Genomic DNA, 11,283 nt, shown 5'->3' with positions numbered 1-11,283 from the left:
ATAAACCGAACAAACCTTTAAATCATGATTAACCGAGCATTTTCATTACATGGATACCTCCTGGTATTTATTTGGTGCTGTTGTACGCTGCATGTGCTGGCAAAGCACCCTCTTACTGATCGTCCATTTTACGGAAAGGTTCCCGAACGGAACAGTTTTGTAGTGAAAGGGAAAGTGGGGGATGCGGATGGAACATTACCCAGTGTAATGGTCAAATTAAAGGGAACCGACATCAGAACCAGCACAGATGAAAACGGAAATTATAGCCTGACAATCCCCGAGGGGTCGGGAACACTGGTTTACAGTTCAATAGGCTACCTGGTTCAGGAAGTTCCTGTAAACAACAGAAATACCATCAACGTGACACTCGTTGCCGAAAACAAAACACTGACCGAAGTGATTGTAGTTGGCTATGGAACACAGCGTAAATCCGACATTACCGGCTCTATTGTTTCTGTTAATGAAAAGGCTTTAAGGGAAGTGCCTGTCGCCAATTTATCTCAGGCTTTACAGGGAAAAGGAGCTGGTATTGACATTCAAAAAGGAGGAGGAAACAGTAAACCTGGTGCTTCACCGGTGATCAGGATCCGGGGAGTAAGGTCCATCAGTGCAGACAACGGGCCGCTGTTCGTGGTAGATGGAATTCCCTTTAACGGAAATATAAACGATTTAAACCCGGATGATGTTGTTTCCCTGGAAGTGCTTAAAGATGCTTCTTCTACCGCAATCTATGGCTCCAGAGGGGCAAATGGTGTGATTCTGGTGAGCACAAAAAGGGGAGCTTTGGGCACTCCGGTGGTTACCTATAGCGGGTATGCAGGATTTACCAAAAATCTGGGTGAAGTGAATGTGATGAACGGCCCTCAGTTTACAGACCTGAAAAAATGGGCAGTGGTGAATGGAAATTATGTAGATGGCAAACCTAAATATACCGGAATTGATGATCCCAGATTGCTGACGGATGGCATTTTTGCTGCCGAGGAACTGGAAGGGATCAAATCGGGAAGGAGTACCAACTGGCAGGACCTGATCTATAAAACAGGACTCAATACCAATCATCAGGTAGGTGTTTCCGGTGGAGTGGAAAAAACGCAATACGCGGTATCCGCAGGGTACCATAATGAAACAGGAATTTACCCCGGACAAGCATTTGAGCGTTTTAGTGTAAAGGCCAGTTTCGACCAGCAACTGGGGAAGATCGTGAAAGTAGGGCTGAGTAGTTTGAATACCTATAATACCACCCGTGGAGAAGGAGCAAATCCAATGGGACAGGTGTTGCGTGCCAGTCCGCTGACCATTCCTTACGATAAAAACGGAACCTTGCTGGGCTTTGTACCCGGAAGTGCAAACCAGGTCTGGAACCCGCTTGCAGATTTTGTACCCGGTGCAAAAGAAGAAAACAGAAAAAGATTCGGAACGTTTACCACCTTATATGTGGATGTGAAACTTGCCGAAGGATTTAAATATAAGTTTAATGCCGGTACAGAGATCAAATCTGATAACTATGGCAACTTTTACGGAAGCGCAACTTCCAATAACCTCGGTGGCTTGTCGACTTCCAGCAACCGGAATAGTTTCAGGAGCAATTATACACTGGAAAATATCCTGACTTATGATAAAACATTTGCCACCCACCACCGGCTAAACCTGACAGGTTTATTCAGTTTTCAGGAATCCCTGTCGCAGTCTAACCGCTTTAACAACAGTGATATCGCCAGCGAATTGTTGTACTATAACCCTACTTTCGGCGCCAACCTGACCGGGAGCGGAGATTACGAAAAATGGGCCATCGTTTCCTATATGGGGCGTTTGAATTATGGGTATAAAAATAAATACCTGATGACGCTGACCATGCGCTCTGATGGTTCTTCCCGCCTTGCACCAGGAAGCAAATACCAGCTTTTCCCTTCTGCGGCATTGGCCTGGAATGTGTTGGAAGAGTCTTTTATGAAGGGAGTGAAGGCGGTTTCCAATCTAAAGATCCGGGGGAGTTACGGAAGGGTAGGGAATACCGCGATTGATGCTTATCAGACCCTGGGGAGTCTGGGTTCTGCGGTCTACAACTTTGGTGATCAGACGACTACAGGGGTGTACCTTGCAAATGTGGTGAATCCTGGTTTAAAATGGGAATACACTACAACAGCCAATATTGGTGTAGATTTCGGTCTTTTTGATAACCGGATTTCGGGATCAGTTGAAGCCTACAAGTCTTTCACTGAAGACCTGTTGTTGCCTCAGAATTTACCGGCTACTTCAGGAATCCCTAATGCCATTCTGACCAATGTTGGAAAGACCGAAAATAAAGGACTGGAATTCCAGATCAGTACAGTGAACATTAAAGGGGATGGAAAAAAGGAGTTCTCCTGGACTTCGGATGTAAATGTTTTCATCAACCGGGGAAAGATTACTGCCTTACAGGAAAACGTCATCAACGACATTACCAACAGCAGGTTTGTGGGACAACCGATAGGCACGATCTATGATTACCGCCGTTTGGGCATCTGGCAAAATACACCTGCCGATTCGGCATTGGCCAGAAGCCTGGGCTTGTCTCTGAGCGGAACAGGCTCTGTGATTGGAAACATCAAAGTAGACAATGCCAATACCACACCTACTGCAGCAGGAGATCAAAGGATCAATGCAGACGACCGCGTGTTTATTGGCTCCAGTCAGCCGAAATGGTCTGGTGGTTTCACCAACCGCATTGCCTATAAAAACTTTGATTTTACGGTAGTGGCCTTTGGCCGCTTTGGCAGTACGATTGTCAGCAGGGTGCACAATAGCGGCTTTGCCAATACTTTTCAGGGAAATTACAACAACCTGAATGTGAATTACTGGACACCGACAAATAACGAAAACTACTGGCCAAAGCCAAATGCGGCCTCCACAAATACCCCAAACAACTCTACACTGGGATACTTTGATGGCACCTTTGTAAAGATCAGGAGTTTAACACTGGGTTATGTATTGCCCAGCTCGGTGCTCACCAGAATCGGTGGGAAATCCTTACGTATTTATGCGACGGCCAATGATGCCTTTATCCTGTTTTCAAAATACCGGAATAAATACAGTGGCATCGATCCGGAGGCCATTGGCAGTGACAACAACCGGGGGGATGTAAACGTGGATACCCCTGCGGCTTATTCCATTATTTTCGGACTTAATATGACGCTTTAATTCAATCAGAAGAACATGAGAAATTTCGCTATATTGTTATTTACCTGCTTTATGATTGCAGGAATTACAGGTTGTAAAAAACAACTTACTGAAGAACCACATTCAATTCTTACCCCCGAATTTTTCCGTACCACACAGGGATTTAAAAAAGGACTGGACGCGGCCTATGCCGGCACAAGAATGCTCTGGGGAACTCAGAACCTGTTTACGATGACCGTGATCGGGACGGACGAATTTTATACCGGTAAAGATGGAAACAACGACATCAATAAATACAACAGCAATTACAACACTTCTAACGGGACGGTTGCCGCAGTTTGGAAAGAGTGTTATGTCCACATCAATACCTGCAATGGAATTATCGAAAATGCTCCTCAGGTAACCGGAATTGATGAGCAGTTAAAGAGCCGTATGGTGGCTGAAGCTAAATTTTTAAGGGCCAATTATTATTTTCTCCTGGTACAGTTCTGGGGCGATGTAACCCTGAACAAAACTTTTCAGACCGCTGCAACTACAGCTGCCAGCAGAAATTCCCTGGCCGAAGTGTATGAGTTTATCATTAATGATTTAAAAGAAGTGATCGCTACACCGGCTTTATTTGTCGGCCCTAAGGCGGCAGGTGTACGCCCGGGGCAAGCGAATAAAGCGGCAGCATTGCATGTGCTGGCTAAGGTTTACCTGACCAGGGCAGGTTCTGCTGCAAAGAAAGCAACGGATTATACCGATGCGTATACCAATGCAATGGAGGTGATCAATAACAGCGGCCTTTCCCTGCTTCCTGATTTCGGACAGGTATATGCAGAAGGAAATGAAGGCAGTAATGAAGTGTTATGGAGCGTACAACATACACCAAACCTGGCGTATAACGGACCGAACAATAGTGGTGGGGCAGACAATGTATTGAACCACATGTGGGTTCCTCAATATGAATTACAACCGGGAATGATGCGGGATGTGTTTTATGGAAGGCCTTATATCCGTTGTGTGCCTACACCATGGCTTACCAATACCGCTTTCCAGGAAAGGGTAAATGACACCCGATATAAAAAGACCTTTCAGACCGTCTGGTATTGCAATAACGCTGCTTCTATTCCCGTATGGACAGCACCACTTCCGGCAGGAGCACCTGCAAGTGCAGTAGTCGGAAAACCAAAATTTGCACTGGGCGATACAGCGATTTTTATGCCTGGAAAAGACGTGACCAATGCACAGATTGCCGCTTCCAGATACCTCCTGATTCCGCCAAGAAATTATACAACGAGTCTTTCTCCATACATGCAGAAATATAACGATACCAAAAGGGCGGATTTGAATTACCCTTCCATCAGGTCTGTGATCGTGTACCGTCTTGGAGAAACTTACCTGATTGCTGCGGAAGCCGCATTTATGGGAGGGGCGAGTGCTGCCGATGCGGTAAACAACCTGAACATGATCCGTAGAAGGGCAGCATTTCCAAACCCTAACCCTGAGCTGATGAATGTAAGCAGTATTCCTTCGCTGGATTTTATCCTGGATGAGCGTTCCAGGGAATTATGTGGGGAGCTGACGCGCTGGCTGGATCTGGTTAGAACGGGTAAACTGGAGGAAAGGGTGAAATTGTACAACAATGAAGCAAAGGGGAATATCAAACCTTTCCATGTGTTGAGGCCCATCCCTCAGTCGCAAATAGATGCGACGACAACAGGAGCCGCATATCCTCAAAATGCCGGATGGTTTTAAGCTTAAGATGAGGGGAATCCATATGAAAAAGATCTTAATGTGCGGCCTGGTTTTTATGGCTTTTATCGCTGTTGTGCAGGCTGCGGATATCAATATTTTGAACAAGGGTGCTGTCGCAGATGGCAGCACCCTGAATACGCTATCCATTCAAAAAGCCATAGATGAATGTCATCAGACGGGAGGGGGCAAAGTTATTTTTCCTGCCGGAAGGTTTCTTTCCGGTACGATTGTTTTAAAAGATAAAGTGACACTTTATCTGGAAAAGGATGCCGTTTTGCTTGGAAGTACGGAGCTTAAAGATTATAAAAATATGGATCCTTTTACCGAAGGGCTGGGAATTGATGTAGGTTGGGCCTTGCTGGTAGCGATTGATGCCCGGAACATCGGCATTGAAGGAGCCGGCGTAATTGATGGGCAGGGATCAGCGATCAAAGCAAAACACATTTTAACGGATACACGTCCGGAAGGACAAAGATGGGGCTTAAGACCTTTTCTAATTCGCATTGTGCGTTGTACAGGTGTAAAGGTAAGCGGTGTTACCCTGAAGTATGCCGGTGCCTGGACTTCTCATTATTTTCAGAGCAAAGAAATACACATTGAAGGGATAAAGATTGAGAGTGTAGGGGTAGCCCATAATGACGGAATCGGGATTGATGGTTGTCAGCAGGTAAGGATTAAGGATTGTGATATTGTGAGCGGAGATGATGCACTCGTTTTTAAAACAACCTCGGCCAAAATGGCTTGTAAGGATATTGTCGTGTCCGGGCTGCGCTTAAAAAGCAACCAGGCGGGTATAAAAATCGGCACCGAGTCTATGGCGGCTTTTGAAAACATTAAGATCTCGGATTGCCATATCTACGATACCAGAAATGGAGGGATCAAGTTGCTCACGGTAGATGGGGCAAGGGTAAGAAATATTGAGGTCTCAGACATCACAATGGAAAATGTAAGAACGTCGATGTTATTCCGGCTGGGTTCAAGGCTCAGCGTTTTCCGCAAAGAGGAAAGCAGACAGCAAACAGGAATCCTGGACCGGGTGACGATTAAAAATGTAAAAGCCGTTGCCGCTGATGATGCGCAGCTGACGCCGCCCAGCGGGATCCTGATCACGGGTGTTCCCGGGCATGACATTACCAGCCTGAGCCTGGAAAATATAGAAATTACCCTCGCGGGAGGAGGTACTGAAGAAGATGCTAAGGTACTGGTGCCTGAAGCCATAGATCAATACCCCGAAATAAAAACCTTTGGCCCTAAAATACCTGCTTATGGCTTATGGGCCAGGCATGTAAAAGGGCTAAAGGTCGTTAATGTAAAGTTTATTCTTAAAGCTAAAGACTTACGTCCGCCATTCGTTTATGAAGATGTTAAGGAATTAATTAATCCATAGGAGGCATGCCGAAAGCAATCCATTCTTCTTTAGACGGGCCATAGATTCCCGGAACAGGTAAACCCAACATACGCATGACAATGGTCATCTGGCTGCGGTGGTGGCTTTCATGGGCAATCAGGATGGAAAGGATCTTTCCTTTTTTCCATTCCTCACCATACATGTTCACCAGGTCGTCAAGATTGGAATCTGTCCACTTTAATCGTACAGTACGCATCAATAAAGTATTGTAATTGATATAGGTTTCGATCAGTTCAGGCAGGGTTGCCGGAACAGGAAGTTCATGCAGCAGGTCGGTCTCAAATAAGCCTGCATTTTTACCCATTTCTGTAAGCGTTTGGGTGATGTGCCAGGCCAGACGCTCCAGTGAACGTACATTTTCATGAATTTTTACTGACTTTGTTTCCTCAGTAAGATTGGAAAACAGTTTAACGGTATTTGACTCTTCTTCTTTACGCGTGGTCAGGAAATCTTCAATACTACGGTACATAATTCTCAGGTTTTGTGTGATACGAAGGTGCAAAGATTTCCTCAAACCCTCAAATAAGAATTGATTTCTTAATATATAATCTGCGTTTATCCCCATTTATCGGCACTCCTGTATTTTTTATTCCTTAGCGTTTTCGGATTGGTATATTTGTTCAGGAATTATGGAAAAGCATTACAATCATAGCAACAAACTTAGCCTTTACTGGAAATGTCAGCTCATCGGCTGGTCTCTTGCTTCGTTGTACTGGTTGTTCACCGCCTTGTTCATGAGCCGTGTATTTGACCTGACCGCCGGACTGATCCATTTTATATTCGATGTTGTTATAGGGATAGCATTGACGCATATTTACCGGAGCATTGCTAAAAAGAACCAATGGGGAGAGCTGGCAACGAGCCGCCTGATCTGGTACATCATTCCGGCAATTGTGCTGATGGCATTTTTATACATGATCCTGATTTGTGGGAAGCTGTACCTCATCAATGCGTATTATTTCTTTCCAAAAGATAGCTCTGTAAAAATATATCCTGCAGAGATGACAGTTTCCTTCAAAATGTTTTTGACTTATAATGGCCTGAACATTTTTATGACAGGCTTGCGTCTGATGTCGATCTGGGTGTTGGCCTACCATCTTTATTTATATGCGAAACGGGAAATCCGGGCCACAAAAGAAAATGCTGCACTTGTTCTTGCGGCGAAAGAAACACAGCTGATCAACCTCTCTGCACAACTCAACCCGCATTTCTTATTTAATTCGTTGAACAACATCAAAGCATTGGTCATCGATGATCCTAAAGCGGCCAGGCGTGGAATTGACCTGCTGTCGGAGTTGTTGCGGATCTCTCTTTACCGGAACCAGGTACTCCTGATCCCGATAAAAGACGAACTGAGTCTGGTGAAGGATTACCTGGAACTGGAGAAACTCAGGTTTGGAGCGCGGATGGAAAGCCGGATTGAGTCAGATCAGGAACTGGATGAGGTGATGATTCCGCCGCTATCTATCCATACGCTGGTCGAAAATGCGATCAAACATGGCATCGCAAATGAAAAGGACGGGGGGATCATCAGGATAGGCGTAAAGAAAGCAGGCGAAGAGTTACAGATCAGTGTGTTGAGTCCGGGGACTTTAGATCCTGAAAAAGGATGTAAAGGATTGGGGCTCCGCAATCTGGAAGAAAGGTTAGCGCTTCAGTATGAGGGTAAGGCAAGCGTTGCATTGATGCCTTTCGACCATCAGATTGTATTGGCAAATATTATAATTCCTTTAGCATGAAAGTAATGAGAGTCCTGATTATCGATGATGAACGCGCTGCAAGGGAGGAGCTAAAACGGGCATTGCTGAATTACCCCTTGTTTCAAGTAGTTGGGGAAGCGCAAAATGCGGATGAGGCGAGGATGGAGATACAAAGCAGGAAACCGGACCTGATCTTTTTAGATATCCAGATGCCGGGAGAATCCGGATTTGAGTTGCTGGCTTCTTTACCTGAAGTGCCGGAAGTGATTTTTACCACTGCTTTTGATCAGTACGCGGTGCAGGCCTTCGAAGTCAATGCCCTGGATTACCTGATGAAACCGATCCGTGATGAACGTTTTGCAAAGGCATTGGAACGGGTTACTGAACATAGAAAGAAGAAAGAAGCGGAAAATGCCAGCCTGAGTTCAGACCGGACTATCTTTATCAAAGATGGAGAACGTTGTCATTTTGTGAAGCTAAAAGAGGTCTATCTGATCGAGTCAATGGACAACTATGCCCGGTTGTATTTTGGTGATCAGAAAGCCTTCCTGAAAACATCCCTGAATCAACTGAATGAAAGGCTGGATGAAACAATGTTTTTCAGAATCAGCAGGACCCATATCATTAACCTCAATTACATTAAAGAAATCTTTCCAATGCCAAAAGGAAAACTCCGGATCGGCCTGAGTACCGGCGAAATACTGGATGTATCCGACAGGCAGTCTGTTAAATTCAAACTTATCAATGGGGTTTAAGCCCTCAATGTCGTAAATTTTATTGTATCAAAAAGATGAAAACAATCCATTTAATTTTGGTTTGCATGGGGCTCTGTGCCTATGCTTTCGGGCAGGAACCAAAAGCTCTTGCCCCTGGAAAAACACCTGACGCAGGTGTTCAAGCGTATGATATCCAGGATAGTGTGCTGATCAAAACCAAGGAGGCGATCAGCCTCTCGGCGATGGTCGTCCGTAAAAAAGGGCTGAACAGTACAGCGCCTGCGGCTTTATTTTTTACCATTTATGCAGATCATGACGATAACCTTGCAGAGGCAAAACGCTCGGCAGACCATGGTTATATCGGGGTAGTGGTCAATTCCAGAGGGAAAGCATTGAGCCCGGATGTCATCAATCCTTATGAAAAAGAATCAACAGATGTGAACGGAGCAGTTGATTGGATCAGTAAACACCCCTGGACGGATGGCCGGGTGGCCATCTATGGTGGCAGTTATTCCGGATTTGCCGCATGGGCGGCTACCAAACAGCTGCACCCTGCGCTAAAAACAATTGTGCCATACGTGGCTGCCATCCCCGGATTCGGGTTGCCGATGGAAAACAACGTGTTCCTGAATGCAAATTATGGATGGGGATTTTATGTCGGCAATAATAAATACCTGGACGAGACCGGATATTATGATAGAAAACACTGGAACGACATGCAGTTCAACTGGTACCATAGCGGTGTTGCTTACCGTAAAATAGACAGCATTGAGGGACGACAAAACCCATTGTTACAGCGCTGGCTCCAGCATCCTTCTTACGATGAATACTGGCAGAACATGGTGCCCTGGCAAGAGGATTTTGCCAAAATCAATATCCCGGTATTGTCGGTAACCGGATATTATGACGATGGACAAATCTCTGCGCTTCGTTATTTTAAAGAACATTACAAGTACAATAAGAATGCAAATCACTACCTGATCATTGGCCCCTATGATCATTTTGGTGCACAGAAGGGCGGTTTTCCGGAATTGCGGGATTATAAGGTAGATCCTGTGGCGCTGATCAATACGCGTCAGATCACGTATGAATGGATGGATTATGTCTTAAAAGGAGGGCCCAAACCCGCTTTGCTGAAAGATAAAATCAATTATGAAGTGATGGGCGCCAATAAATGGAAACATGCTCCGGCCATTGATAAAATGAACAACCAGGTGCTCCGCTTATACCTGACTGGCCAGAAATCAGGAGAAAACCAGGTGCTCAGTAAACAAAAGATGAAAAGTAAGGGCTTCTTATCCCAGGAAGTAGATTTTGCAGACAGAAAAGGAACCAACAACGATTATTATCCTTATCCGATTGTCCGTAAGGAACTGGATCGGTCTACGGGTTTGTATTTTATTTCTGATCCTTTTGAAGAAGAGGTATCTGTAGACGGGATATTCAGTGGATTGCTGAAAGCGAGTATCAATAAAAAAGACATGGATGTTGGTCTGGTGCTGTATGAACTCCTGCCTGATGGGACCTATTTTCACTTGTCTTACTTTTTAGGACGTGCCAGCTATGCCAAAGATATGACCCACAGAAACCTGCTGAAAGAAGGGGAAATCAGTTCCATCCCCTTTTCCAGTACACGTATGTTTAGCAGGCATTTGAGCAAAGGGAGCCGTTTGCTGGTGATGCTCGACATCAATAAAAATCCTTTTGCCCAAATCAATTATGGTACAGGAAAGGACGTCAGTGAAGAAAGCATTACCGATGCAAAAGTCCCTTTAAAGATCAAATGGTACAATGACAGTTATGTAGACATTCCGGTCTGGAAATACTAACTGTCTTTAATCATCAGATGGTCATGAACCTGGTTCAAAAGGGCCTGTATATCTTCAATAGGGAATTCTCCTCGTTTACCATAGGTAATCAGGCGGAGGTATTCCCCCAGTACCAGGCTCTGTCCGTACTTGGTTTTGGACCATAACTGCCTGTTGACGGGGAATTCCTGCTGATCAGAAGGTAAAGGAAAGGGGATACAATAAAGGGTGACCTCCGGAAAGAACCGCTTTAAGGTTAGGGCTGCCCTGGTAGAAGCATAGGAATGTGAAATAAAAGTGATCGTCTTTACCTGATCAAAACAAAAGACTTTCCTTGCTTCTACTACATTTTCCAGTGTGTTTTTGGAAACAGTTTCGAGAACAATCTGCTTGTCTTTGTATTTTTTCTCAGGAATGAAAGACATGATGCTTTCAGATTCCGGTTTATGGTGGTAGTAAGAACCGCCAAAATTTGCCACTCCACCCGTAATAATTACCTTATCGATGATCTCTGTATCTAAAAGATCAGCGATGATACCCGCAATTTCTTTATGTTTCACGTTGGATCCAAAAACGAAAAGGAGGTCGGAGGGATTGATGTTTTCTTTCTGAAAACAAAGGTCGGTAAGTACCGATACCAATTCGGGGTCCATAATTGGACAATGTGGAGTTTTTGAAATCTCCCGGTGCAGTTCTTCTGGTTCCATATCCTGAAATTGTTGGTGTTAAACAAGACAAAGGATCTCCCTGTTAGT

8 protein-coding genes are annotated in these 11,283 nt (G+C 44.9%); 6 read left to right on the top strand and 2 right to left on the bottom strand.

What is annotated here, in order from left to right; all coding sequences use genetic code 11:
- Positions 1-24 precede the first annotated feature (24 nt).
- From BUC20_RS28495 to BUC20_RS28485, 3 genes are read left to right on the top strand one after another with little or no spacing between them, the layout of a single operon-like run.
- Positions 25-3,177: a SusC/RagA family TonB-linked outer membrane protein gene (locus tag BUC20_RS28495; protein WP_073236456.1), complete on the top strand. Its 3,153-nt coding sequence runs from the start codon at positions 25-27 to the stop codon at positions 3,175-3,177.
- A gap of 15 nt (positions 3,178-3,192) precedes the next feature.
- A complete protein-coding gene (locus BUC20_RS28490) occupies positions 3,193-4,896 on the top strand; it encodes a RagB/SusD family nutrient uptake outer membrane protein (protein WP_073236453.1) in 1,704 nt (567 codons plus the stop codon).
- A 22-nt stretch (positions 4,897-4,918) separates the two neighbouring features.
- On the top strand, positions 4,919-6,283 hold the full coding sequence (locus BUC20_RS28485) for a glycoside hydrolase family 28 protein (RefSeq protein ID WP_073236450.1): 1,365 nt from the start codon (positions 4,919-4,921) through the stop codon (positions 6,281-6,283).
- Here the strand turns inward: BUC20_RS28485 and BUC20_RS28480 are convergent.
- Positions 6,273-6,773, bottom strand: coding sequence for a DinB family protein (locus BUC20_RS28480; protein ID WP_073236447.1), 501 nt, complete (start codon positions 6,771-6,773; stop codon positions 6,273-6,275). The genes BUC20_RS28485 and BUC20_RS28480 overlap by 11 nt on opposite strands.
- Positions 6,774-6,933: 160 nt before the next feature.
- Here BUC20_RS28480 and BUC20_RS28475 point away from each other — a divergent pair, with 160 nt between their 5' ends.
- From BUC20_RS28475 to BUC20_RS28465, 3 genes are read left to right on the top strand one after another with little or no spacing between them, the layout of a single operon-like run.
- Positions 6,934-8,043, top strand: coding sequence for a sensor histidine kinase (locus BUC20_RS28475; protein ID WP_073236444.1), 1,110 nt, complete (start codon positions 6,934-6,936; stop codon positions 8,041-8,043).
- Positions 8,040-8,759 carry a LytR/AlgR family response regulator transcription factor gene (locus BUC20_RS28470; protein ID WP_200801085.1) on the top strand — a complete coding sequence of 240 codons (720 nt, stop codon included), beginning with the start codon at positions 8,040-8,042 and terminating at the stop codon, positions 8,757-8,759. The genes BUC20_RS28475 and BUC20_RS28470 overlap by 4 nt, the downstream gene beginning before the upstream one ends.
- 35 nt (positions 8,760-8,794) lie before the next feature.
- Entirely contained in the window at positions 8,795-10,549 is a 1,755-nt protein-coding gene (locus BUC20_RS28465) for a CocE/NonD family hydrolase (RefSeq protein WP_084529374.1), read from the top strand.
- Here the strand turns inward: BUC20_RS28465 and BUC20_RS28460 are convergent.
- Entirely contained in the window at positions 10,546-11,235 is a 690-nt protein-coding gene (locus BUC20_RS28460) for a YdcF family protein (RefSeq protein ID WP_073236441.1), read from the bottom strand. The genes BUC20_RS28465 and BUC20_RS28460 overlap by 4 nt on opposite strands.
- Between the last annotated feature and the right edge of the window lie 48 nt (positions 11,236-11,283).

The organism is Pedobacter caeni, from assembly GCF_900129215.1.
GTDB classification, from domain to species: domain Bacteria; phylum Bacteroidota; class Bacteroidia; order Sphingobacteriales; family Sphingobacteriaceae; genus Pedobacter; species Pedobacter caeni.
The sequence above is the reverse complement of the archived record's forward strand: the minus strand, read 5'-3'. Positions and strand labels throughout refer to the sequence as shown.